Raw genomic sequence first — 24,465 nt, 5'->3', positions numbered from 1 at the left:
ATAACGCATAGTTGTTTACGGATCTTTAAATCAGTCATTTGAACATTAATAATTTGCACACCCAAAATATCTGCACATCCGCACATTTGCATATCTGCACATCTAACAAGTTTCCATTTTCTGGCTGCTGCCATATTTGTTGTATTCGTATTCGAGTTCAAAGGCTTTCAGTACGGTTAGGTGCGATATGAGGTAAGCCAGCGTACTTTCGGCGCCCTGGTTACGGTTGATGCCGGTTGGCAGCAAACCATCGCAGCAGCCCTTGGTTTCATGGTCATATAAAGGCGCTCGCAATGTGTTTTCGCCCAGGAACCATTTGTAGCTCAGGAACATTTTTTCCACGTATTGCGGTATCCGGAATATCTGGTAAGCCTGGAAGTGCATCAGCACCATGGCCATAGTTTCAATAGCCTGCTGATCAAACGCAGGGAAACTACCGCCACGATAATACCAGCGATCGTTACCCACCGGACTTAAATAGCCGTTCGACAGGGTGAGTTTATCCAGGAAAGCCATCGTAGCCAATGCTATGCGTTTGGCATCTTCGTTCCCGGTAATTTCGCAGGAGTGCAGCAGCGCCAGTGGGAGTATGGCATTATCATAGGTCATTTTTTCTTCGAACCATTGCCAATCTTCCGATTGTGTATTTTCATAAGCATCGATGAGCGGTTGGGTAAGTTCGCTTAATATTTTAACCATACCCTCATCTGTAGGGTATACCTGCAGGTACAAGCTGACGCCGATAATGGTATTGGCCATTCCCCGTAAATGTTTCAGGGCCGAAAAATGCGGCACCGATTTATGAAATATTTCCAACGAAAACTCACGGTAAGAATTACTGGCCGCGCAGCTGATCAGATGGCCCAGCGCCCAGATGGTACGCCCGAAAGAATCCTCAGAACCTACTTCATCCAGATAACGACGATCGAAACTCAGGAAGTTGCGGAAATTACCATCATCCGTTTGCATATAGTGGATGTAGCTGAGGTATATAGGCAGCAGTTCAAATGCTTCGCGGCTTTTACTACGCTGATAGGCCATCAGTGCCATAATAAGCGCACGGGCGTTATCATCCAGGCAATAACCTTCTTTTAAATTGGGGATGCCGTATTTGGCATGTTGCACAATACCGGTATCATCGGTTAAACGCAATACGTGCGTCAAACTGAATTTGGGTAGTATTTCGGGATCGACAATGCTGTTTTTAAGTATCTTATCGCTAAAGTCGAACCGGACAATAGCCTCCTGGGCAACTTTAATAAATTCGGCACCTACAACAGGCCAGCGTAAATGCAGGCCATACTGGTAGGCGTTCTCTTTCAATTCTTTCAGCACACGATCCTGGTCAAGCAGTTCTATCACCGTATCAGCCAGGGTATCGGAGTTTTTAAAATCAAACAGGCGCCCGCGTTTATCGGCCAGCAATTCAGTAGCATGCCAGTATGGGGTTGATACTACCGCGGCACCGGCACCAACGGCATAGGAAAGCGTACCGCTGGTGATCTGTGCCTCGTTCAGATAAGGTGTTACATAAATTTCGCAAGCGGTGAGGTAATTCACCAATTCCTCTTCCGAAACAAATTTGTTAATGAAAGCCAGGTTGGCTGATACACCCAACTGGGTAGCCAGTGTTTTAAGGTGATCACGGTATTCCTCGCCCGAGCTTTTGATCACGCCCGGATGGGTGTTGCCTAATATTACATACATTACATCAGGGTGTTTGGCCACAATGCGGGGCAGGGCTTTTATCACGGTCTCTAAACCTTTATTACGGCTTAATAAACCAAAGGTGAGCAACACGCGGTGTTTTTTGAACGACGATAGGTTTTTAACCGGGTTGTCATCCATCGCTTCCACATCCGGAACACCATGTTCAATGATCTGGATCTTTTCGGCAGGGATATCATAAATGGTGGTTAAAAACTCCACGGCCCGCTGGCTCATCACAATTATTTTTGATGATTGCTCCGCTATTTCGCGGATGATGATGCGCTGCACATAGCTGGGATCTTTCAGTATGGTATGCAATATCGAGATCAGGGGTTTTTCGAGCCGGTTGATCAGGGGTAGAATATATATACCACTTTCGCCGCCATATATGCCAAACTCATGCTCCATGATACATACATCGGCATTGCTGGTGTTGATATAATTGGCTGCGCGGATATAATCTTTCTGGTGGTCCTGGCGAATAACATATTTCACCTCCTCCGGGTACTCATAATGCTGCAGGCTCTCTGAATCGTTTAGCGCGACCACAAAACCGCCGTGTGCAAGCGAGTTTCTTTCGGGAAAATTGGCGTTAATGGCCCGCATCAGGTTTTGGTTGAAGGTGGCCAGGCCACATTCGCGCGGAGGGTAGGTTGATATATATGCTATTTTCATATGTAGGTAGGATGTTAAGAACGTACGGTTATTGATTAAACAATTCCTTTTAATTAATTGTTTAAACTATGACTATAAAAAAGAGCAAAACTGATCTGTTTGGATAGGAAACAGGCTTTTTCAGAGCCTTTTATATAGTCTATACCATAATTGCATAAACCATACCAATTTAATTCAAACTATAAAAAATGATATATTATTCAATAAAGTAACCTGAAAGTTACTTTCAATAGATGAGTCGACTTTTTTAATCTGTGTTAAGGTACGGAATAATATCCGGTAAGCTGCTATGGGGCTCACGATTGGCTCATGCCGGTAAACGAAGTATTGATCGGCTGAGTCAAATAGCCAATATATTAATTTGTGGTATAATACTCAACCGCCTCTAATATCACGCTGCAAGCATGTTCAATTTGTTGCTGGTTAATAATAAGTGGGGGGGCGATGCGCATAGAGTTGCTGCAATGCAGGAACCAATCGGTAATGATACCGTGTTCAATACAGCGGTCTATTATTTTTTTATTAAGGTCGAAACTGTCCAGTTCAACGGCCAGCATCAGTCCTTTGCCTCGTACCTGTTTAATTGCCGGGTGAACCAACAGCTTGCGGAACAAGGCTTCTTTTTCGGCTACGCCGGATACCAGATTTTCGTCCAGTAATACCTCCAGAGCGGCCAGTCCTGCCGCACAGCATACGGGATGCCCGCCAAAGGTGGTAATATGGCCCAGGATAGGATTTTCTTTGAGTGCGCCCATAATGGTGTTGGAGGAGATAAAAGCGCCTACCGGCATGCCACCGCCCAGCGCTTTGGCCAGCAGCAATATATCGGGCATAATACCAAAATGTTCAAAAGCGAAAAGTTTACCGGTACGACCAAAAGCGGCTTGTATCTCATCCAGTATTAGCAGAGTGCCGGTTTCATCGCAGCGTTTGCGCAGGGCCTGCATATAAGTGATATCGGGTACACGGATACCGGCTTCGCCCTGTACGGTTTCGATGATGATGCAGGCGGTTTGATCGGTGATGAGGTGCAGATCATCTGTCTCATTAAAACGGATAAAACTTATTCCCGGGAGCAAGGGCCGGTAAGCCTGCTTAAATTCTTCATTACCCATAACACTTAATGCGCCCTGGGTGCTGCCATGGTAGGAGTTGTGACAAGCGATGATCTGCTGCCTGCCGGTATAGCGTTTGGCTAGTTTTAAAGCCCCCTCAACAGCTTCGGCGCCGGAGTTGGTAAAATATACCGACTGCAAATTTTGAGGCAGTACAGATACCAGCTTTTCGGCAAAACGCACTTGCGGGGTTTGTACGTATTCGCCATAAACCATCAGGTGCATGTATTGGTCAACCTGGTGTTTAATGGCGGCTATAACTTTTGGATTACCGTGGCCCAGGCTGCTTACGCCAATGCCCGATATGAGGTCGGTATGGGCTTTGCCCGCGGTATCATACATATATACGCCCTCGGCCCGTTCAAACTCCAGCAACAGCGGAAAGTTGGTGGTTTGCGCGTTATTGGCTAAAAACAGCTGACGAAGTGTAGGCATGGGGCAATTATTGAATTATTGATTTACTGAATTATTGAGTAAGGAAGGTATAAAATTATTGAATTGAAAATGCAAAAATCATCATTCTGATCAACACTTCTATAATTCAGTAAATCAATAATTCACTAATTAATTAGTTTCCTGCTCTCTCGCTGCGTTCGCTGAGTTGTTTGATGAGCTCATCGCGAAAGGCCTGCTCGCTTTTATATAGTTTGCTTACCTTTTCTGGGGGCAGGATCTTGGAGAATGCATCGCGGTAGCGTTTGCGAATGGCAACCTGCTGGCTTTCATAGTAAATTTCTTTATCTATTTGCTCGGTTCCATTAGTGGCAGCGCTTGAATTGTTAAGACGTTTTAATATGTTAACGGCAGTAATTTCCTGCTGATACTGGCGATATATAGGCCAAAACTTGGCCGATTCTTCATCGGTCAAGTCAAGTTGTTTATTGATAAACCTGTCATGAGCTGCATCAAGCTTTTGGCGTACATTTTTTTTGTTACGCAATGGCGCAGGCGTTATCCCTTGCCGCTGTACCAGGCTATTGCTTGCCTGAGCAAAGGACTCATAGCCTGCTGCTATCATCAATAATAAAACAAAAATATGCCTGATCAATTTACTCATTAAAATGTATCGTTAATTAGTACTCTCCAAATAGTCGGACAGGTCTGCATCCAGGCTTGCGCTGTTGATTTGCTGACCGCCGTCCATCAGGGAAGGAGTATCACCTGCATCTGCATGCAGTTGAAGGTAGCTTTTTATTTCGTCAACCGGTACGGTTGACAGCTGCTCATGTAAAAAAGATTGATCGTGCTTTACTGGCGCGTCGGCATTTCTGATCACTACGCCAATGCCCAGTATCAGGGCAAAGCAGGCTGCGGTAGCGTACCTGAAAGTTGGAGACGCGAACATCCTGCGTACAATACCTTTCTTTTTAACGGTAACAGGCAAGGTAACCACTTTGGCTGTAACCTGTTCCTCGTTAACGGTTTTATTCAAGATATTCTGGCTTAACTGCTCAAAATAGTTTTCAGGCACAGTAAAGCTTTCGGCTTCGCTGTTAATATGTTCTTCAATCGCTATCCGGCTTTGAATATTACTGCTCAATGTTTCGAAGTAATTTTCAGGCACGGTAAAGCTCTCCGCTTCGTTGCTGATCTGCTGCTCAATAGTTATCCTGCTTTGGATATTACTGCTCAGTTCATCAAAATAATTTTCGGGTACACTAAAACCCTGGTGCTCCGGGTTTAAGGCCTCCTCAATAGTTATCCTGCTTTGAATATTGCTGCCAAGCTCGTCAAAATAATTCTCAGGTACGGTAAAACCGGAGTCCTGTGTGTTCACAGCGTCCTCAACACGTATGCGGCTTTGTATGTTACTGCTTAATTGATCAAAGTAGTTTTCAGGCACGGAAAACCCTGTGGATGAGTTTTTTAACTCTTCCAGCCTTATGCGTGATGTTATATGCTGCGCTAATTCATCGAAATAGCCAGGCGGAACCAGAAACGGATTCTTGGCATCGATCCGTTTCAATGATTCATAATCATCCAGCCACTCCCTATTGTCCATATCGCTTTTCATACAGTACTATAGATGAATTTATTGCTAAAAGGTTTAACGTGATTCTGTATTAATTTTGAATTTAATCTCTCGACAATAAAAAAGCCTCTATCTTCTTGACAGCCAGGTGAAAAGATGCCTTTAAAGCACCCACACTCGTGCCCAAAACATCTGATATTTCTTCATACTTCATATCATCATAATATTTCATGTTGAAAACCAGTCGTTGTTTCTCGGGCAGGGTTAACAATGCTTCCTGCAATTTGCGCTGTGCCTGGTCGCCGTTAAAATAGCTCGAATCGGCCAGCGAATCAGCCAGTTCATAAGCCACATCATCCAACGGGATATTATTTTTTTGCTTTTTCTTATTCAAAAAAGTAATACACTCGTTGGATGCTATCCTGTACATCCAGGTATATAGCTGCGCGTCGTTTCTAAAACCCAGCAGGTTTTTCCAAACCTTTATAAAAACATCCTGCACCAGATCGTCCGCATCGTCATGGTCAACAACCATGCGCCTGATGTGCCAGTAAATTTTTTGCTGGTATTTTTTCAATAACAGGTTAAACGCTTCGTTACGTGTTTTTTCGTCCTGGAACTTACTTAAAATCTCTGAATCTTCAACCTGCAACGACATTTTTCAATTTTTATAGTTAAATGCTTATTACCGCATTTTGTTTTCTTTTCATCACCTTTTTTGCTGCCAGTACAATATGCTCAGCATCAAGGCCATACTTGGTCATCAGCTGTTCTGGTGTACCGCTTTCGCCAAAGCTGTCATTAACGGCCACATATTCCTGCGGCGTTGGGTTATGTACGGCCAGCACCTGTGCAATGCTGTCGCCCAAACCACCCAGGCGGTTATGCTCTTCGGCAGTAACCACACAACCTGTTTTTGCTACCGACTTTAATACGGCTTCGGCATCCAAAGGTTTTATGGTATGTATGTTAATGATCTCGGCATCAATACCTTCCTCAGCCAGTATTTCTCCGGCTAATATAGCCTGCCATACCAGGTGACCGGTGGCAAATATAGTCACATCTGCACCTTCATTCACCATCCATGCCTTGCCAATCTCAAATTTTTGATCAGGATCGGTAAAAATAGGTACCACCGGGCGACCAAAACGCAGGTAAACCGGGCCTTCATACTCGGCAATGGCCAGGGTAGCGGCTTTAGTTTGGTTATAATCGCAAGTGTTGATCACCGTCATGCCCGGCAACATTTTCATGAGGCCAATATCTTCCAGGATCTGGTGGGTAGCGCCATCCTCACCCAGGGTTAAACCTGCGTGTGAGGCGCAAATTTTTACGTTTTTGTTAGAGTATGCTATCGACTGGCGGATCTGGTCATAAACCCTGCCGGTTGAAAAGTTGGCGAAAGTGCCTGTGAACGGAATTTTACCGCCAATGGTCATACCGGCGGCAATGCCCATCATGTTAGCTTCGGCAATACCTACCTGTACAAAACGCTCAGGAAATTCCTTGATGAAATCATTCATTTTTAACGATCCGATCAGGTCGGCGCAAAGGGCCACTACCTGGTCGTTTTTTCTGCCGGCTTCCAGCAGCCCGGCGCCAAAGCCCGAGCGGGTATCTTTTTTATCTGTGTAAGTGTACTTCTTCATTTCTGTTGTGAGAGGGTTGTACGTTGAACGTTTTAAGTTGTACGTTTTTTATTTGAACAATGGTAATGAAGTTAGACGTATTACGTAAAACGTTTAACGTATAACCTCAAAAAGGGCAAATCAATAATCGCCTAATGTTTCTTCCAGTTGACCGAGGGCCAGCTGCAACTGCTCGTCGTTTGGTGCTACACCATGCCATTTGTGGCTGCCCACCATAAAATCAACACCATAACCCATTTCAGTATGCATCAGTATCATAATAGGTTTGCCCTGACCTGTGCGGCTTTTGGCCAGCTCCAGCGTTTTTACTACATCGGCCATGTCATTCCCTTTCATTTCCAGAACATCCCAGCCGAAGGCTTCCCATTTGGCATGCAGATCGCCCAGTGACAGTACCAGGTTGGTAGGCCCGTCAATTTGCTGACCGTTTACATCAATGGTTGATATCAAGTTATCTACTTTGTTGTGCGGTGCAAACATGGCGGCTTCCCATATTTGTCCTTCCTGTAATTCACCGTCGCCATGTAACGTAAACACCAGTGATTTATCACCGTTCAGTTTTTTGGTAAGCGCGGCGCCAATAGCTACCGATAAACCCTGGCCTAATGAGCCCGAAGCGATACGCACGCCCGGTAAATGCTCATGCGTGGTAGGGTGACCCTGTAAACGGGTATTCAGCTTACGGAAGGTAGCCAGTTCGGCCTTGTCAAAGTAACCAGCGTGGGCCAGTGTACTGTAAAATACAGGAGAAATATGCCCGTTTGATAAAAAGAAAATATCCTCGCCAACGGCATCCATGTTAAAATTGGAGTCGTGGTTCATTACCGAGAAGTAAAGGGCGGTGAAATATTCTGTACAACCTAATGAACCACCCGGGTGACCCGATTGGCAGGCGTGTACCATACGTACAATGTCGCGACGGATCTGCGACGCGGTTTTTTCTAATTCTTGAATAGTAGGTTTCATTAATAAAGTTCGGGAAGGGCTAAAATAGCCTTGATATGGTTTTTTAAAAGTTTATGCTATCAGGTCGAGTATTTGCTGTGAAGCATTTTGAGTATCAACTTTGTGAATTATTTTGCTGATGATACCATCGGCACTGATTAGGAAAGTAGTGCGCGCGGTACCCATATATTGTTTGCCGTACATGTTTTTCTCTACCCAAACGCCGTAAGCCTCTACAATTTGTTTTTCGTTATCGGCTATCAGGGTAAAAGGCAGGCTGTATTTGGTCTCGAATTTTTTGTGCGATTTTTCATCGTCGGTGCTTACGCCAATCACTTCGAAGCCAATTTTTGATAAAACCTGATAGTTATCCCTAAAGTTACATGACTCGGCAGTACAGCCCGGGGTGTCATCTTTTGGATAAAAATAAAGGATCACATTTTTTCCTTTGTAATCAGCAAGAGAAATGGTTTTGCCATTCTGGTCTTTTGCTGTAAAATCAGGGGCTTTATCGCCTTCTTTTAATGTTGCCATAGGTTTTGTTTTTTTTAGTATCAAGTAGTTAGTATCAAGTATCAAGATTTTTTTGCTAATTATAAATACCGCGTTTAAGAAGTCGTGATACTTGATACTAACTACTTGATACTAAATTATACTACTTATAAAAATCGGCTGTAAATTCCGAAAAATTATTCTTATTGTCGCCAACTGTCAGCTTAAATACGTGCTTACCAGGAGCAATTTCGCCGCTAAAGGTATAACTTAGTATTTTACTTTTATAATCCCATTCCATTAAAACCCATTTATTGTCGATAGTGCCACTGTAGCTCTTAATACCCGACAGGTTATCGCTCATTCTAAAGTTGATACTTTTGGCCGAGGCCATATTTTTACCGTTGATGATATTGAGCGGACGGATAACCGGCGGTATGGTATCTATCCGGATATAATAATCACCGAAGGCAGTCACTTTTGATTTTACAAAGCCATCCTGGAAATAACCACCCTGGCAACCGCCGGCTATACTTACGATGACCGCTTTATCGGCGTATTTACCCAGATCCACGTCGGGTTTTATCCAAAGGTCATAACTGTCATGAATGGGCGTGAGGCGGTTATGGATATGGTGCACCTGCGAAAAACCAGAGGCTGGTTTGGGTGATACGGAATAAATAAAATCCAGATCATCATACAAATTGCCTGGCATAACGCTCACTTTCACCTTATCGGTGCTGAACTCGCTCTTTTTATCAAAATGGAATAAGGTACCGGCTACTTTATAAGCAGGAGGTGTGAATTTTTCGGACTGTACTTTTAATTTTAAGGTAGATGTATTGCCTGCCACATCTTTTACAACATACTCTACTTCATGCAGGGCGTTGTCATCAAAAGTGATGATGCCCCGGTTGCTGGATTGCGGATAGAGGGATATGTGACTGCCCGGCAAGATAAAGCATTTCTGCATCCATCGGCGCGATGATTCAAAAGCGGGGTAATCAATATAAGCGTTGATGGCATGGGTTTGATCGAAGGCAAAACGTTCTACGGTAAAGGTGTACACGGTTTGACCATCGAGCTTTAACTCCAGCGAGTAAATGCCATTATGATTGGCCGAGGTACTGTTCATATCGGTGGTATTGATACCGAAGCCTACATAGCCGCTCAGGTGTAATACCTGTGGTTTTAATAAGTGATAATTGCCTGTGCCGGTAGCCCCGGTTACTGCCAGAAATTCTTTCTGGGTTTTTTCGCTAAAGGGGTTGCCATTGAGGTGATAGATGCCGATAGAGGTGATGGTAGGAGGAACCCGATCTGGAATGGTTAAGCCAAACAATTGGGGGTTAATAGTCTCTTCGGTTTGGGTGTCCCTAATCTCGAAATGCACGTGGGGCCCGGCGGATGCCCCGGCATTGCCAGACATGGCAAATACATCGCCTTTTTGAAGTGGCACCTGTTTAGGATCGAGATTAAAGTCGGCCTCATAGGTTTGATGATCGTACTGGTAGGCTTTTACTATGGCTGCTATGGCGGGCGAAAAAGCTTCTAGGTGACCATAAACGGTAGTATAACCATTAGGATGGGTGATATAAACGGCCCTGCCGAAACCACCAAATTGCACCCTTACCCTTGAAACAAAGCCGTCAGCAGCGGCATGTACCGGGTAGCCGGTGCGTTGGTTGGTTTTAAAATCGAGCCCAGAATGAAAGTGGGCCGGCCGTAGCTCACCAAATGAACCGGCCGTGGTTGGCGGCAGATCAAGCGGGTAGCGGAAATAATTTTGCGGGTATTGCCTGCTTTGTATAGATGTTTGTGCCTGTATGCACAAATTAAAAACAAGGCATAGCGCGGTAATAATCAGTTGTTTTTTGATCATGTTTTATTTAACGTAAAAGTCAAGCAATTTTTCATCCTCTAAATATCCTTCCAGCCTGTCGCCAACTTTTACTTTTGATACGCCCTGTGGGGTACCGGTAAATATAAGGTCGCCCTTTTTAAGGGTGATGTATCGTGAAACAAAGGCAATAATGTTTTCGAACGGGAAGAGCAGATCGCGGGTATTGCCCTGCTGCCGGGTTTCGCCGTTCACATCCAGTTTAAAATTCAGATCATAGATCTGTGGGAATTTGCTTTTAGGCACGAAAGCGCTGATAGGCGCCGAGCCGTCAAATGCTTTGGCCAGCTCCCAGGGCAAGCCCTTTTCTTTATGCTTGCTCTGGATATCGCGGGCGGTGAAATCAACACCCAGGGCAATCTCTTCGTAGTAATTGCCGGCGAATTTCTCGCTGATATGTTTACCTTCCTTGCTTATTTTTAAAACGATCTCGATCTCGTGATGTACGTCGTCAGAAAAATCGGGGTGGTAAAAAGGTTTGTTATCCTTGATAATGGCAGTTTCGGGTTTCATGAAAATAACCGGAACTGCGGGTACCGGGTTATTTAATTCTTTGGCGTGTTCGGCATAGTTGCGGCCAATGGCAATTATCTTCATAAGTAAAGCTTAAACGCCAAATCTAAAAAAATAGCTTGGTTTGTGGTATGGGGATTTTGGTAAAATGATGGATAGGATTTAAATTTCTCTGAGCAGGCGGATTTGTCATGCTGAACGGAGTGAAGCATCTAATTATACAACCGACACAGTTAAACGATAGATCCTTCGTGCCTCAGGATGACAAAATAAAAAGATGAATTGTTACGAATTACAGTACCGAGATTCGTTTGATAACCGATTCTGTACCGGCTACAACGCGTACAAAGTAAAAGCCGCGGGAAAGTTTGTTGGTTATAGGGTAGTTGATGTTATGATCGCCGGAATCAACCCTTGATGAAAACATGGTGGTAATATCGTTGCCCAGTATATCCATTATTTTAATGGTGACGTTGGTATTGCGGGATAGGGTATATTTTAAATTGATTTGATCGGTAACCGGATTAGGGTATAACTGCACATCATTCAATAATTTATCTTCAGGGTGCGATACGCTTACTTTTACGCTTGAGGTTACTGCCGGTTTTAATGGCGGTAGCACCAGGTGCAGGCCATTTTTTAAATAGGAAGGTTTGGAACCTTTGCCTTTGGAAACACGCAGATAGGTAGTATCCTTTTTAGTATGGGTAGGTCGGGCATCGGAGACAAAAGCAAAGTTCATAAAAACTGCCATCGCAATTAGTACGAACCAAGTATAGGTGTAAATAAAAGAATAAGTTATTTTTCGCCTCATTTTAAGTCTTCGCCTACAAAAGTATAAATAAAGCCCTCATCAATTTAAAAAATGATGCTTTTATAAAACTTTTTAACAAATTTTAACAAAATATGTCCATTTTACAGTTTAGACTTCTTTTTTGTTTATACGTTTAATCTTTATTTAAGTTTAACCGAAAAAATTAATATTTTTGCTGCTTTTAAAATATAATAGTGTCGAACCATAAAGATCTGCAAAAACTGACGGCCGCAGGCCTGCTCATCAGTTTAGGAATAATTTACGGTGATATTGGTACCTCCCCATTATACGTATTTAAGGCTATAGTTGGTCAGCAACGAATTTCCGAAACATTAATACTCGGAGGTGTATCTCTCATCTTCTGGACGCTTACCCTGCAAACCACATTGAAATATGTAGTGATCACGCTGCGGGCCGATAACAAAGGCGAAGGTGGCATTTTTTCACTCTTTTCGCTGGTTCGCCGTAAAGCAAAATGGCTCATAGTGCCCGCTGTAGTAGGCGGTTGCGCCTTGCTTGCCGACGGTATTATTACCCCACCCATTACCATATCATCGGCTATAGAAGGTTTGCAAACCTATTATCCTCGTTTGCCAACTGTCGAAATTGTAATGGCTATCATTACGGTGCTTTTTGTGATACAGCAATTTGGCACATCGCTGGTAGGTAAAGCTTTTGGACCTATTATGTTTATCTGGTTTACCATGATGGGGGTACTGGGGATAAGCTATATCATACATGATCCAATCATCATAAGAGCATTAAATCCATATTATGCTTATAAATTACTAAGCTCCAGTACCAGCGGTAATGCGTTTATTGTACTGGGTGCGGTGTTTTTATGTACTACCGGAGCCGAGGCTTTGTATTCCGACCTAGGGCATTGCGGTAAATCCAATATCCGCATCAGCTGGATATACGTTAAAACCTGTTTGATATTAAATTACCTGGGACAAGCAGTTTGGTTATTGCAGCGCAATGGCACTGTGATGGACCTTAATATTAATAACCCTTTCTATAAAATAATGCCGGTTTGGTTCCTGCTATATGGTATTGGTATTGCTACGGTGGCGGCTATTATTGCCAGCCAGGCCCTGATATCAGGCTCGTTTACGCTGATAGCCGAGGCGGTACGACTTAACCTGTGGCCCAAAGTGCGTATCAATTATCCATCAGAGCAAAAAGGGCAGCTATATGTTCCCAGCGTAAACTGGATACTTTGGGCTGGTTGTTTAGGCGTGGTGCTCATATTCCGTCATTCTGACAGGATGGAGGCGGCCTATGGTTTAAGTATCACCGTGGCCATGCTCATGACCACTATACTCGTATCTAAATTCCTGAAGCGCAAAAAGGTACCAAACTATATCATTACTATATTTTTGATCGTTTACGTGTCTATCGAGGGTACTTTCCTGGCGGGTAACTTACACAAGTTCCTGGATGGTGGCTGGTTTACCCTGTCAATAGGTTTCGTCCTGTTCACCGTAATGTGGACCTGGCACACCGCCCGTAAGATCAGGAACCGCTATGTGAAGTTTGTAAGTATCGACGATTACTTTGATATTTTGAAAGAACTGAGTGCAGACGAAACCGTACCTAAATACGCGTCGCAACTGGTATATTTGACCAGCGCTAATTTCAACTCCGAAATTGAATCCAAAATAGTTTACTCCATATTACAAAAGCAACCCAAACGGGCCGATGTTTATTGGCTGGTACACGTTGACGTTGTTGATGAGCCTTACAAACGCGAGTATGAAGTAGAATTCCTGGTGCCCAACAAGCTCATCAGGATCGACTTTAAGCTGGGTTTCCGGGTGGAGCAACAGATAAATCTGCTGTTCCGCAAAGTGGTGGAAGATCTGGTTAAAAAAGGCGAAGTGGATATTACCAGTCATTATAAATCATTAAACAAACATAAGATCGTTGGCGATTTCAGGTTTGTGGTGATCGAAAAAGTATTGTCACGCTCGCACAGCCTGTCGTTTTACGAGCGGTTTATCATGGATTTCTACGTACAGCTTAAAAAGGTGAGTTTATCTGAAGAACGGGGCTTTGGTCTGGATCTGAGCTTTGTTACGGTAGAGAAAGTACCACTGATGTTGTCGATCCCTGAAGCTATAGAGATACACCGGGTAAATTAAACGGAAAGACATATTAAGTTTGATATCCTAAACGGGATGAAGTGTTTGTTAGGCATAGGCCAGCAGATACTTCATCCCGTTTTATGTTTTACCGACTGGTAACCAATGCGGCTGTATTATGTTAAATTTACGTAACCCTTTATATTAAAGCGAAATATATTTTTTTTTATAAAGAAATTATATTAATATTTGTTATCTAAACCCAAGTTAATGAAAAAAGAATTACTTTATGCGGTAATAGCCATGATCTTGCTTGGCTCCTGCAAAAAAGATCATTCGTCAGGTAATACCCCCCCGCCCGATGGAAAAAAATATACGGTAACCTTTACTGTAGGTAATATAGTTAAACTTACTGCTGCCGTAAAAAAACTTAAGGTAAACGCTACCAATGATACTTTAAAAAAATATGTAAGCAAGCTAACCTACCTGGTTTATAATAGTTCAGGCAGCTTGATAAATCAGGCAGTGCAGGATACCACTACCGCTGGTTTTGGAATTATATCCAATAGTTTTGCTCCTGGTACTTACACCGTAGTTTTTGTAGCTAACACCAACGTTAACCTTGTTGGTTCGGGAACATTGAGTACTGATAACTTTCCGGTAAATCCAAATATCGAGGTTTTTTATAGTAAAGTTTCCATTACTGTAACATCAAGCGGGATAACTCAAACGGTAATATTAAACAGGCTTTTAACGCAGCTCAGGCTTTTGTCAACCAATAATGTTCCGGCTAATATTGACAGCCTGCGGGTAACAATACCTGATAATAACTCTTTTTTGTGCTCAACCGGCGCACCAGCTGCAAACAGCTCATACATGCGGACAATCACACACACGTTTTTACCGGCCGAGAAAGGGCAGGCTAATTTTCTGTTACCCATACTTAATTATAGCATTAATACACCATTTACGGTTAAAGTACAGCAGTACAGTTCAGGTGCTTTCAGCCCTTTAATCACTATTAACAATGTAACTTGTTTGCCCAATCAAATAACAGTATTGAGAGGAAATGTGTTTGCTTCAGGTATTCCTAATCAACCTACAGATTTCCAATTAACATTTGATCCGAACTGGAATATAACAAACGGTACCTTTTAATTTAAAGCGATGAAAAGATATATATACTTTATGCCGGTGTTGATGATAATGATGCTGTTTTCATGTAAAAAGGAGCACTCCAATACACAACCCTTGTCAACGGATAAACATAAATACGCGGTAACATTTAATGTAAATACTTTTACACAGCAAATGGTTAGCAGCAATGGTAAATTAACCACTAATAAGCTTTCTGTAAACACTACGCCAAACTGGGCTGTATTTGATAGTGTTTATTACACTGTATTCGATTCAACTAAAAAAATTATTAAGCATAAAAGCTTCAGTGGAAGTACATTCAATTCGGGTTCTATTGCCGATTCATTAATGAAAGGCAACTACACTATAGCTATATACGCCGGAGGAGTAGGCTTTATACCGAATATAAATACGGGAATAGTAGGGTTTACCGGTGCCTATTATGGACGCCCTGAATATTCGGGTGATGATATTAATCCAACGAATTTCTGGAAAGATACTTTTGGTAAAACATTTAATTTAGCAGTTACAGGTCCTGTGGCCAATCAAAGCGTAACGCTTGAACGAATAGTTGGCCGGGTAGATATAAGGTTTACAGATAATATGCCGAATAATGCGACAAGCATCGGGATTACATACCTTAACCGGGAACCCGCTATGTACAATATGAATACCGGAGCAGTTGATACCTTTTTTAGTATATTTGATTACTTACCAACCACTTACGCCATACCTGATTCTGTAAAAAATAAACCAAATTATGTTTTTAGTTTGATTACACCGAATACTGTGAGCCCTTTTTCTTTTACAATTTCATGCGCAGGTTCAAGCCATACTTTTACAAATATCAGTGTACAGAAAAACCAGGATTTAGTACTTAGCGGTGCGTTTTTTGGAAGCGTATCTAATGCCTGGCAGATACAGGTAAACCCAGTTTGGGGGAATACCACTATCGTTCCGTTTTGACCATTGAATGATCGAAAATAGGGCTCTAAGTTTGTAAAATGTCGATATATTATCCTGATTAATGTTAGGATAATATTAATCCAATATTACTACAGAATGTTTTTTCACATTTACGGCGTTTGAGTAAAATCCTGTAAGTGAAAAAGAAAATATATTTAACGTGTTGGGCATTGTTTTTTGCCACCGGTTTATTTGCCCAGGGGCTTGATCTTAACCTGTTAAAAGATATTAATGGCCCGGTTAGCGGTGGCGATAAAACCTGGAGATTTGTTACCAAAAAAGCTATTTATGTTGATGCCGCTGTACCAGTTGGTTTGTTGGTAGCTGGTTTTGTAAACCATGACGATGATCTTAAAATTACCGGTTTACAGGCAGGAGCCTCCCTGGTAATTGCCGGCGGCTCCACTTATGTGTTAAAGAAAATATTTAACCGTACACGGCCATACATAGCACACCCAGATCTGATTACGCTGAAAGAATCGCCAGGTCCTACAGACCCTTCGTTTCCTTCCGGGCATACCGCATTTGCTTTTTCGGCGGCTACCTCTTTAAGTTTGGCTATACCCAAATGGTATGTAATAGCACCTTCGTTTTTATATGCCGGTGCTGTAGGATATTCGCGGATGTATTTAGGAGTGCATTACCCGAGCGATGTTTTAGGTGGAGCACTTGTAGGAGCAGGTTCAGCTTACCTGAGTTTTAAGGCCCAGCAATGGATCCTGGGTAAAAAGAAACATAAGACCTACCCGCAGTAGATAGTCTGAAGTTCTGAGTCTTGAGTTTTAAGTCTATAGCTCATAGGCGAAAGCACTCTTCTTTACACTTGGAACTCAAGACTTAGGACTCAGAACTTAAGACTCCAAACTACTGTCCCTTTTCCCAGGCCATTTTCATGTATTTTCTGACCTCATCGTTCAAGTCTTCTTTAAGATACATTCTGAAATAATGGTTGTGATCATTGGTGCCTGGTACCGTTTTTATTTTGGTAAAGCACAGGTTATCCTCATATATCTCCTTAAAGGGAAGCACCACATCAATAAAGTTTTTGCCTAATTGGGTAACATAGGCAAAGTTTACACGGGCGCCTATAGCGATCATGCTTTTGGTAGGATAAACTTTTATGGGTGCTATTTGCAGATATTCCGTAATGAAATGATCAAAAAGCTCCACCGTGTATTCCGACTTACCCTGCAAAAAATCGCCCAGGTTGCGCTCACGACAAGAATGTACCTGGTTGGTAGCAGAAAATTCGCGGTTACATATGGGGCATATCCACGTCATAAAAGTTATGAGTCTTAAGTCTTGAGTTGGAAGTATTAAAAATAATAGACTTAAAGATAAAGTTTTATCTTTTATACTCAGAACTCAAGACTTCAAACTTAAGACTTAGAACTTACCTCCCTGCCCAGTACGCTGTTTTTATAACTGTAGGTAAAGTAAATAACCAGGCCAGCAATCAGCCATACTAAAAAGCGGATCCAGCTATCGTAAGTTAACTGTGCCATGAGATAAAAGCAGCTTAACAAACCTAAAACCGGAATAAGAGAAAGCTTTTTAATAAACGACAATACAGTTAAACTGGTTGATAGTATAATAAACAAGAAAATAGGAAATCTTTGGTGGATGTTTTCGCCCGAGAAAAGATTCAGAAAATCGTGCCAAAAGAAAACAAGGCATATAATAAACATTACCGGGGCTATCCACTGCGAGTTGATGTAAGGTAAATGAAACTTCCCTTTAACTGCTGATTCACGTGGTAAAAGCAGTACACCACCGCAAACCAGTACAAAAGCAAATAGGGTACCTATGCTGGTTAAATCGGTAACCACTGTTAAGTTTAAAAATAGCGCCGGTATACCAACAACAAAGCCTGTAACTATGGTTGAAAATGATGGCGTATGGTATTTAGGATGTATACGTGAGAAAACTTTTGGCAACAGACCATCGCGGCTCATGCTCATCCATATCCTGGGCTGTCCCAACTGGAATATCAGCAATACGCTGGCAGTAGCTATTACCGCGCTGATAGATATCACGTAGCTGATATTATGCAATCCAACCTTAGCAAATACATAAGCCAGGGGATCGCCAACCTGCAGGTCTTTATAGCTTACCATACCAGTAAGTACCAGCGATATTAAAACATATAGCACAGTACATATCACAAGCGAGTAGATCATGCCCCTGGGAAGATCTCGCTGGGGCTTTTCGCACTCTTCGGCGGTGGTTGATATGGCATCAAAACCAATATAGGCGAAGAAAACACCTGATACACCTTTCATAACACCGCTAAAGCCGTTAGGCATAAACGGGTGCCAGTTGGCTGGCGTTACATAAAAAAAGCCAATCACTATAACTACTAATACTATGGCAATTTTTAAATAAACCATAGCGTTGGTTGCGCGTTTGGTTTCACGTATACCTATATAAACCAAATAGGTAATGATAAAAACAATAGCCAGGGCCGGCAAATTGGCTATAAACCTGAAATTACCAAAGCCAGGAGCGTTGGCCCATGCTGATGCATTAATTTTAAGTGTATCTGTAATGGCTGCAAGATCATGACCAGCCGTAAGCCGGGCAACTTCGGTATGTGCACGGAATGCCGAAAGATAATCGGTATACAGGTAACTTGGCATGTGGATGTGAAAGCCCTCCAACAGGTTTACAAAATAGGTGCTCCATGATATGGCCACAGCAATGTTACCAATGGCATATTCCATTAAAAGATCCCAGCCAATGATCCAGGCTATCAGTTCGCCGAAGGAGGCGTAAGCATAGGTATAGGCACTTCCAGCAACCGGTATGCGCGAAGCAAACTCGGCATAGCATAAGGCCGAAAAACCGCAGGTTACAGCAGTTATAACAAATAATATACTTACACCTGGCCCACCTTGAAAGGAAGCTTCGCCGATGGTTGAAAATATACCCGCGCCCACAACGGCGGCTATGCCCATGAGGGTGAGGTCTTTTACATTAAGTTCTTTTTTGAGTTGCGATGTTGCGGTTCCCGGGTGCTCACTGTCACTAAATCCACACTCCACATCATGTAATATTTTTTCTACAGATTTCTTACGAAATATACTTTTCGACATTTATTTCAGCTAATTAGTTCAACTCAAATTCAAACATAATCATTTTTTTGCATTGAATAAGTATATGCTTATTTTGCGCCATGAAGATAGGAATAAAAGATGTTTTGTACCGGATAAGGCCGTTTTTTATCCTATACCTGCTGTTGCTGTGTGTTTGTTTAGTTATCAAATTATCCTATAGCCGCGAAACTATATATTTCACCGTAAATGGCTTAAACAGGCCATGGGCAGATACCCTGGCGCCTTACGTAACCGATATTGGCGAGGGGCTCACGGCGGTGATCCTTTCCCTGGTCATTGGCCTGTTCAGTTACCGAAAGGGGTTACTGTTAGCCACAAGCTACGCGGTTACCAGTATTGTGGCACAGATATTAAAATACATTTTTGATGCTCCTAGGCCAAGGGTGTATTTTGCCAGCCAGTTAGATCATATCCACTTTGTGAAGGGTATATATATATTGGGTACGCACAGTTTCCCCTCGGGGCATACGGTTTCCATATTTTCGGCTACGGTGGTGATCACTTATTTATGTAAAAATAAACTATGGGGCATACCGGCTTTACTGGTGGCTATCTCGGTAGGCTATTCCAGAATGTACCTGAGCCAGCATTTTTTTGAGGATGTGGTAACCGGTTCGGTCATCGGCGTAATAGTTACGGTGATCTGGTTGAGTTGGTTAGATAGTAAGGCATTTATCCATACTGATAAATGGAGTAAGGGGTTGATACACACGCTACGTAAATAGATACTAGCCAAGTCATCCTGAACTTGTTTCAGGATCCCTCAGGACATTTAGCTATTATGTTGTACACCTTGCTTATGGGATGCCGAAACAAGTTCGGCATGACGGATAATAAGAAAAGGCCCGGTTTTAAAACCGGGCCTTTTCTTTATTTAGACGACTTCCTTAAATTTAAGCCGCCAATCTTTTGTTTCTGCGGACAACTACCAGCACAATAATAAGCACTATAGGTAAACCTCCATATAAAGCTACTTTGGCGCCAAAGGAAATACCCTTATCATTAGATACGTACTGGTCATGACGTTGCAGTTCGGGCGCTATTTTTAATGAGTTGCTAAACGCTTTTAATTCAGCTTTAGCTATATCCTGACGTTCTTCAGGGATCAGATATTCGATGGTATATGCAGCTTCCCGGGTATATATCAGGATAAAGCTCCTTAACTGCGGCGATTCGCCGGTAGTATTACTGTTATCCACGCGCAGCGTAAACACTTTAGCCTTTAATGAGCCAACCGTGGTATCACGCAGGTTCATGATATGACCGATACGTGATTGTTTCTGGATATCATTCACAGTATTTTTAAGCACCTCGTTCAAGTCGCGTTCTTTATCCAGTGGTTTGGTATTGGCTGGATTTTTAGCCTTGATCACTACCATATAACCCGAAGCTCCGTTTCCAGAATAGATCTGCTGGCCCAGTGTGTCTTTTTTTAAAAAATTAGCAGGTAACGATATCGTGACCAGACTATCTATCTGTACCGGTTTTAAAGCCTGGCTAAAACCCAGTGTTGCAAACAAGCATATGATTGTTATACTTAAAATTATCTTTTTCATACTTAATTTAACCTCCAAAGGAGCGGTTGGTTTAAAATAATAGTTAATAATGAACTTATTATGACAATTATCTTATTGATTATCAATTAGATATAAAGCAGTTTTTGTCTGCATGGTTAATACAAGAGTTATGCCAAAGGCTATCCGGCACCTGGTTTTAAAGTGCCCTGCCTAAGCTGGCGACTGACGGATAACGCTGTTACAGAGTATGATGAGTATAAACATATCCCACTGCGCCGGGAAGAATTTGGCGATGATTGATTTGTATTAAAAACAATACACTTTGGGTTGTTTGTAAATAAAAAAAAGCCCTTTTGTTTGGAAGGGGGCTTTGGTGTAGCCCACTTTCAGGGCATCCAAATATATGTTGCGTATTCAGCAAAGTATTGTTTTTTATCGTTAAACCTACTGTGGAGGTTAAAATGCTTCACTGATCCTGAAATTAATAATATATCTTTAGCAACATAAACTTTATCAACTACAACAAGTATGCGAACTATTAAATTATTTATTGTATTAACCGTAGCTTTCGGGGTATTAACCTTTTCTTCTTGCAAAAAGAGCAAAGAGGATACTAATGTTTCTTATTATATTACTGCTGATATTGACGGAAAGGCAATCTCTTTTAATACCAATGCAACAGCTACTGTCGCCAGTGTTGAGGGGCACCCTTTCACTATCATTACTGGCACAGCAAAGGACGGAACAAACTTATCTATCACCTTATCAGGTACCACAACTGCAGGAAAAACTTATAGTGATGCAGCAATAAACGACGATGATAAACCTTTAATTTTATTCACACCTCCAGGAAATGATGCCGACAGTTTTCTGAACAATGATGATGATGCATCTAACCTGCCCAGTGTTACTATAACCTCGATAAGCTCCGGTAAAATTATCGGCACATTTAAAGGTTGGGTAGAGGGGGGTATTGCGTTGGGAGGAAGCAATGACCTTCCTAAAAAACTAATAACGAATGGGAAATTCAGCTTAAATTATTCCAAATAAAAATATTTACGATCAGGTTAGTAAAAAGGCTGTATTCTAAATAAAGATACAGCCTTTTGCTTGCATTGCTTGGAAGGGTATCAAGCTTCCATATTCATCATAATCTATCCATTTCGGCCTTTACAAATTCGGCCAGTTCTTTTACGTAAGCCGCGCTGAAATCAAATTTGATACCCGCGGTTTCATAAATTTCTTTAATGGTTTTGGTATAACCCAATTTCAAGGCATCCAAATATTGCTGCAAACCTTTTTCGGGGTTTTCCTTATAATTTTTCCATACAGCTATAGCGCCTAACTGGGCCATCCCATATTCGATATAGTAAAAGGGAACTTCAAAAATATGCAGTTGTTTTTGCCACAGGTTGGCTTCGGCATCAGGATGTTCGCTCCAGTCAACAAAGCCGGCGCCAAATGGCTCATAGATATCCATCCAGGCTGTTTTACGGTCTTCGTCTGTATGATTTGGATTGGTGTAGATCCAGTGCTGAAACTGATCAACAACAGCTACCCATGGCAGTGTTTTCAATACGTCGAACAGCTGGTCGCGTTTGGCGCGTTTCAGGTCTTCCTCATTATCAAAAAACACATCCCAGTTATCCATAGAGATCAACTCCATCGACATGGAGGCCAGCTCGGCAACTTCCGACGGACAATGTTTAAAATCATTCAGTTCCAGGTCGGCAGTTAAAAAAGTATGCACCGCGTGACCGCCTTCATGCACCATGGTGGTCAGATCGCGGAAAGTATTGGCTGAGTTCATGAAGATGAATGGTGCACCTGTTTCAGACAGTGGATAGTTGTAACCACCCGGTGCTTTACCCATGCGGCTCTCTACATCAAACAGGTTATTATCCTTCATGATCTCCAAACGCTCGCCGAGGTAACGGTTGATATTGCTGAAGCACTGGATTGATTTTTCGATGAGCTCATTACCGCTGTTAAACGGTTTTAGTGCCGGTTTGCCCGATATATCCACATCCATATCCCATGGTTTTAACTCGGGAAGGTCAAGGGCTGCTTTACGTTTCGCGGCCTGTTCGCGTAGGACGGGTACAATTTCGGTTTCGATAGCAGCATGGAAGGCATAGCAGTCCTGCGGGGTATAATCAAACCTGCCCAGGGCCTGGAACATATAATCCCTGAAATTTTCAAAGCCGGCGTTGGTAGCTACTGTGTGTCTTAACTTACGCAGATGATCAAACAGTTCGTTCAACTGATCTTTATCTTGCAGGCGGCGTTTGGTTATCTTTTCCCAAACCTCGTGACGTTTTACACGGTCGGTACCTTTTAAAAATACGGAGGCTTGCTCTAAGGTAAACTCCTTGTCATCGATATGAACCGACATCGCCCCGGTGATCGACTGGTATTTTTGCTGTTCAACCTGGATCTCGGTTTGTACCGGGATGTTCTCTTCCCTGAATAGTTCGAGAGCCTTTTTTACAGCACGTAAAAAGATAAAATATTTTTCGCCGTCAAGTTGGTTGACATATGGGCTGGCAACCAGCTTTTTATTGAGTTCGTTACCATAAGGGGCAACTTTAGGCTCAATTTCGGTAGCAAAGTACTGGAAGTTTTGTAACAGTTCTTCACTGGCCGTATCGCAGGTCATGCGGATATAGCGCCAGGCAAAATCTTCTTCCAAAGCGGCTTCCAGCTCGCTTTTATCATGCAGCCATTTTTCAAGCTCCTGAACGGAATTGATGGGGCGGTTAAGCAGTTCTTTATAAATAGGTTCCAGGTTTTCCCACTTCATTTCGAGTGTAGCCGGGATGTATGTTCTTGTTTTTTTGTGGATCATAATTTATGAATATGCAGATATGCGTATGTGCAAATATGCAGATTAGTCGGGAAGTTAGAAAGACCGGAAAGCGGGGAAAATTTGCATTTCTCCGCTTTCTGATCAATAACTTAAAATCATTTAAACAGGAATCGAAAATAAAGGAATATTTAAACCCGAGGCCATGATCCGTGTTTTGCTACGGTGTACCATGGAGCCCCAGAACCCGTGCTGCTCCGGAACCATGATTAAAAGATCGGCGCCGAATTTTTTGATCTCGTTGGCTATGCCGTCAATAATAGAGTCGGATTTAACGTTTTTGTAATAATAATCAATACCTTCCAGGCCGTCGTCGATGCGATTTAACGCGCGTGCATCTCCGCCTGCTTCCTGCAGTTCTTCCACGGTTTGATTGATCAAAAGCACTTCGATCTCGGCCTTGGTAACCAAAGCAACATCTTTAACCTGGGCCAGGATCTCCTCAGAAACCCCGTTCAGTACATCGCAGGCAAAAAGTACCTTTTTAGGAACACTGAACTTTGCCTTAGCAGGAACAGCCAATACAGGGGTTCGCAGTTTTTTGATGATTGATGTAGTGGTATTTCCCAAAAGCTCCTGCTCCAATGATTTTTCTTCCATTCCCATCACAATAAATTCCGGCTGATATTCGGCAACTATTTCCTTAATGGCATTGTCTATAAAAGAGAAGGTAGCTCTGGCTACTGTTTCGATGCCGTATTCGTCGGCCAGTAATAATGCTTTTGACTCCAGGAGCAGCCTGTTGGCTTCTATCATTTCTTCCACGTGCTGGGCCGAAAGGCGCGCGTTCTCCACATGTACGGAGACACTGAAGTCGTTCAGTAAAATTAATTTATGATGGTTTAAACGGGCTATTCCAGCGGCCCAGGTAACGGCGTTTTCGGCCAGATCTGTATAATTGGTTGCAGCTAATATGGTTTTCATAATATAAGGATGAAATTATAAAGGTTGAAATTAGCTGCAATTATGACATCAATTGTTATCCCAAGGTAAA

General features: G+C 42.5%; 22 protein-coding genes. 6 read left to right on the top strand and 16 right to left on the bottom strand.

The genetic code is table 11. The features are described 5' to 3' along the window. Positions 1 to 102 precede the first annotated feature (102 nt). The 11 genes from AC57BQ_RS17005 to AC57BQ_RS16955 all read right to left on the bottom strand — a co-directional run bounded on the left by AC57BQ_RS17005 (position 103) and on the right by AC57BQ_RS16955 (position 11,713). A complete protein-coding gene (locus tag AC57BQ_RS17005) occupies positions 103 to 2,385 on the bottom strand; it encodes a glycosyltransferase family 4 protein (protein ID WP_496407423.1) in 2,283 nt (760 codons plus the stop codon). A 356-nt stretch (positions 2,386 to 2,741) separates the two neighbouring features. Then, positions 2,742 to 3,935 (bottom strand): aspartate aminotransferase family protein, encoded by a 1,194-nt coding sequence (locus AC57BQ_RS17000; RefSeq protein WP_496407422.1) that lies wholly within the window; start codon positions 3,933 to 3,935, stop codon positions 2,742 to 2,744. 133 nt (positions 3,936 to 4,068) lie between these two features. Further along, a complete protein-coding gene (locus AC57BQ_RS16995; protein ID WP_090467519.1) occupies positions 4,069 to 4,557 on the bottom strand; it encodes a hypothetical protein in 489 nt (162 codons plus the stop codon). Positions 4,558 to 4,569: 12 nt separating this feature from the next. Beyond that, complete coding sequence (locus AC57BQ_RS16990) at positions 4,570 to 5,514, bottom strand: hypothetical protein (protein ID WP_496407421.1); 945 nt, start codon at positions 5,512 to 5,514, stop codon at positions 4,570 to 4,572. Between the two features lie 61 nt (positions 5,515 to 5,575). Then, positions 5,576 to 6,130, bottom strand: coding sequence for an RNA polymerase sigma factor (locus AC57BQ_RS16985; protein WP_370997538.1), 555 nt, complete (start codon positions 6,128 to 6,130; stop codon positions 5,576 to 5,578). A gap of 16 nt (positions 6,131 to 6,146) precedes the next feature. Continuing rightward, a complete protein-coding gene (locus AC57BQ_RS16980; protein ID WP_496407420.1) occupies positions 6,147 to 7,121 on the bottom strand; it encodes a transketolase family protein in 975 nt (324 codons plus the stop codon). 120 nt (positions 7,122 to 7,241) lie between these two features. Beyond that, the gene (locus AC57BQ_RS16975; protein ID WP_496407419.1) at positions 7,242 to 8,087 is read right to left on the bottom strand and encodes a transketolase; all 846 of its coding nucleotides are present in this window, start codon (positions 8,085 to 8,087) and stop codon (positions 7,242 to 7,244) included. Positions 8,088 to 8,138: 51 nt separating this feature from the next. Continuing rightward, positions 8,139 to 8,600 carry a thioredoxin-dependent thiol peroxidase gene (gene bcp, locus AC57BQ_RS16970; protein WP_496407418.1) on the bottom strand — a complete coding sequence of 154 codons (462 nt, stop codon included), beginning with the start codon at positions 8,598 to 8,600 and terminating at the stop codon, positions 8,139 to 8,141. A 121-nt stretch (positions 8,601 to 8,721) separates the two neighbouring features. Beyond that, positions 8,722 to 10,440, bottom strand: a complete 1,719-nt coding sequence (locus AC57BQ_RS16965) for a M23 family metallopeptidase (protein WP_496407417.1) — start codon at positions 10,438 to 10,440, stop codon at positions 8,722 to 8,724. 3 nt (positions 10,441 to 10,443) lie between these two features. Beyond that, on the bottom strand, positions 10,444 to 11,055 hold the full coding sequence (locus tag AC57BQ_RS16960) for a fumarylacetoacetate hydrolase family protein (RefSeq protein ID WP_090467506.1): 612 nt from the start codon (positions 11,053 to 11,055) through the stop codon (positions 10,444 to 10,446). Positions 11,056 to 11,263: 208 nt separating this feature from the next. After that, a complete protein-coding gene (locus AC57BQ_RS16955; RefSeq protein ID WP_496407416.1) occupies positions 11,264 to 11,713 on the bottom strand; it encodes a T9SS type A sorting domain-containing protein in 450 nt (149 codons plus the stop codon). A gap of 266 nt (positions 11,714 to 11,979) precedes the next feature. Between AC57BQ_RS16955 and AC57BQ_RS16950 the strand changes: the two genes are divergently transcribed. From AC57BQ_RS16950 to AC57BQ_RS16935, 4 genes are all read left to right on the top strand, one after another. Then, positions 11,980 to 13,929: a KUP/HAK/KT family potassium transporter gene (locus tag AC57BQ_RS16950; RefSeq protein WP_496407415.1), complete on the top strand. Its 1,950-nt coding sequence runs from the start codon at positions 11,980 to 11,982 to the stop codon at positions 13,927 to 13,929. Positions 13,930 to 14,139: 210 nt separating this feature from the next. Then, positions 14,140 to 15,027, top strand: a complete 888-nt coding sequence (locus AC57BQ_RS16945; RefSeq protein ID WP_496407414.1) for a FimB/Mfa2 family fimbrial subunit — start codon at positions 14,140 to 14,142, stop codon at positions 15,025 to 15,027. A 9-nt stretch (positions 15,028 to 15,036) separates the two neighbouring features. Continuing rightward, complete coding sequence (locus AC57BQ_RS16940) at positions 15,037 to 15,972, top strand: hypothetical protein (RefSeq protein WP_496407413.1); 936 nt, start codon at positions 15,037 to 15,039, stop codon at positions 15,970 to 15,972. A 137-nt stretch (positions 15,973 to 16,109) separates the two neighbouring features. Further along, positions 16,110 to 16,727, top strand: coding sequence for a phosphatase PAP2 family protein (locus tag AC57BQ_RS16935; RefSeq protein WP_496407412.1), 618 nt, complete (start codon positions 16,110 to 16,112; stop codon positions 16,725 to 16,727). Between the two features lie 109 nt (positions 16,728 to 16,836). On the opposite strand, the gene AC57BQ_RS16930 is transcribed toward AC57BQ_RS16935, so the two are convergent. Continuing rightward, the gene (locus AC57BQ_RS16930) at positions 16,837 to 17,253 is read right to left on the bottom strand and encodes a DUF5655 domain-containing protein (RefSeq protein WP_496407411.1); all 417 of its coding nucleotides are present in this window, start codon (positions 17,251 to 17,253) and stop codon (positions 16,837 to 16,839) included. Between the two features lie 98 nt (positions 17,254 to 17,351). Next, positions 17,352 to 19,067 (bottom strand): amino acid permease, encoded by a 1,716-nt coding sequence (locus AC57BQ_RS16925; protein WP_496407410.1) that lies wholly within the window; start codon positions 19,065 to 19,067, stop codon positions 17,352 to 17,354. A gap of 80 nt (positions 19,068 to 19,147) precedes the next feature. Here AC57BQ_RS16925 and AC57BQ_RS16920 point away from each other — a divergent pair, with 80 nt between their 5' ends. Further along, the gene (locus AC57BQ_RS16920) at positions 19,148 to 19,813 is read left to right on the top strand and encodes a phosphatase PAP2 family protein (protein ID WP_496407409.1); all 666 of its coding nucleotides are present in this window, start codon (positions 19,148 to 19,150) and stop codon (positions 19,811 to 19,813) included. 168 nt (positions 19,814 to 19,981) lie between these two features. On the opposite strand, the gene AC57BQ_RS16915 is transcribed toward AC57BQ_RS16920, so the two are convergent. Continuing rightward, a complete protein-coding gene (locus AC57BQ_RS16915) occupies positions 19,982 to 20,644 on the bottom strand; it encodes a hypothetical protein (protein ID WP_496407408.1) in 663 nt (220 codons plus the stop codon). A gap of 489 nt (positions 20,645 to 21,133) precedes the next feature. Here AC57BQ_RS16915 and AC57BQ_RS16910 point away from each other — a divergent pair, with 489 nt between their 5' ends. Further along, positions 21,134 to 21,655, top strand: a complete 522-nt coding sequence (locus tag AC57BQ_RS16910; RefSeq protein WP_496407407.1) for a hypothetical protein — start codon at positions 21,134 to 21,136, stop codon at positions 21,653 to 21,655. Positions 21,656 to 21,752: 97 nt separating this feature from the next. Here the strand turns inward: AC57BQ_RS16910 and AC57BQ_RS16905 are convergent, their stop codons facing one another. Next, on the bottom strand, positions 21,753 to 23,453 hold the full coding sequence (locus AC57BQ_RS16905) for a M3 family oligoendopeptidase (protein WP_496407406.1): 1,701 nt from the start codon (positions 23,451 to 23,453) through the stop codon (positions 21,753 to 21,755). Between the two features lie 120 nt (positions 23,454 to 23,573). Next, positions 23,574 to 24,395 (bottom strand): universal stress protein, encoded by an 822-nt coding sequence (locus tag AC57BQ_RS16900; RefSeq protein WP_496407405.1) that lies wholly within the window; start codon positions 24,393 to 24,395, stop codon positions 23,574 to 23,576. Between the last annotated feature and the right edge of the window lie 70 nt (positions 24,396 to 24,465).

The sequence above is a fragment of the Mucilaginibacter sp. BGA-UO-ETr-C110 genome, from assembly GCF_059567985.1.
This window is presented reverse-complemented; position numbering and strand designations above follow the sequence as displayed.

What these genes read in the sequence shown, in the direction of transcription:
- AC57BQ_RS16985 (WP_370997538.1), bottom strand. Translation starts at nt 6,130, where the DNA reads ATGTCGTTGCAGGTTGAAGATTCAGAGATTTTAAGTAAGTTCCAGGAC.
- AC57BQ_RS16955 (WP_496407416.1), bottom strand. Translation starts at nt 11,713, where the DNA reads ATGAACTTTGCTTTTGTCTCCGATGCCCGACCTACCCATACTAAAAAG.
- AC57BQ_RS16940 (WP_496407413.1), top strand. Translation starts at nt 15,037, where the DNA reads ATGAAAAGATATATATACTTTATGCCGGTGTTGATGATAATGATGCTG.
- AC57BQ_RS16930 (WP_496407411.1), bottom strand. Translation starts at nt 17,253, where the DNA reads ATGACGTGGATATGCCCCATATGTAACCGCGAATTTTCTGCTACCAAC.
- AC57BQ_RS17005 (WP_496407423.1), bottom strand. Translation starts at nt 2,385, where the DNA reads ATGAAAATAGCATATATATCAACCTACCCTCCGCGCGAATGTGGCCTG.
- AC57BQ_RS16980 (WP_496407420.1), bottom strand. Translation starts at nt 7,121, where the DNA reads ATGAAGAAGTACACTTACACAGATAAAAAAGATACCCGCTCGGGCTTT.
- AC57BQ_RS16900 (WP_496407405.1), bottom strand. Translation starts at nt 24,395, where the DNA reads ATGAAAACCATATTAGCTGCAACCAATTATACAGATCTGGCCGAAAAC.
- AC57BQ_RS17000 (WP_496407422.1), bottom strand. Translation starts at nt 3,935, where the DNA reads ATGCCTACACTTCGTCAGCTGTTTTTAGCCAATAACGCGCAAACCACC.
- AC57BQ_RS16995 (WP_090467519.1), bottom strand. Translation starts at nt 4,557, where the DNA reads ATGAGTAAATTGATCAGGCATATTTTTGTTTTATTATTGATGATAGCA.
- AC57BQ_RS16915 (WP_496407408.1), bottom strand. Translation starts at nt 20,644, where the DNA reads ATGAAAAAGATAATTTTAAGTATAACAATCATATGCTTGTTTGCAACA.
- AC57BQ_RS16965 (WP_496407417.1), bottom strand. Translation starts at nt 10,440, where the DNA reads ATGATCAAAAAACAACTGATTATTACCGCGCTATGCCTTGTTTTTAAT.
- AC57BQ_RS16925 (WP_496407410.1), bottom strand. Translation starts at nt 19,067, where the DNA reads ATGTCGAAAAGTATATTTCGTAAGAAATCTGTAGAAAAAATATTACAT.
- bcp (WP_496407418.1), bottom strand. Translation starts at nt 8,600, where the DNA reads ATGGCAACATTAAAAGAAGGCGATAAAGCCCCTGATTTTACAGCAAAA.
- AC57BQ_RS16960 (WP_090467506.1), bottom strand. Translation starts at nt 11,055, where the DNA reads ATGAAGATAATTGCCATTGGCCGCAACTATGCCGAACACGCCAAAGAA.
- AC57BQ_RS16945 (WP_496407414.1), top strand. Translation starts at nt 14,140, where the DNA reads ATGAAAAAAGAATTACTTTATGCGGTAATAGCCATGATCTTGCTTGGC.
- AC57BQ_RS16910 (WP_496407407.1), top strand. Translation starts at nt 21,134, where the DNA reads ATGCGAACTATTAAATTATTTATTGTATTAACCGTAGCTTTCGGGGTA.
- AC57BQ_RS16975 (WP_496407419.1), bottom strand. Translation starts at nt 8,087, where the DNA reads ATGAAACCTACTATTCAAGAATTAGAAAAAACCGCGTCGCAGATCCGT.
- AC57BQ_RS16990 (WP_496407421.1), bottom strand. Translation starts at nt 5,514, where the DNA reads ATGAAAAGCGATATGGACAATAGGGAGTGGCTGGATGATTATGAATCA.
- AC57BQ_RS16920 (WP_496407409.1), top strand. Translation starts at nt 19,148, where the DNA reads ATGAAGATAGGAATAAAAGATGTTTTGTACCGGATAAGGCCGTTTTTT.
- AC57BQ_RS16905 (WP_496407406.1), bottom strand. Translation starts at nt 23,453, where the DNA reads ATGATCCACAAAAAAACAAGAACATACATCCCGGCTACACTCGAAATG.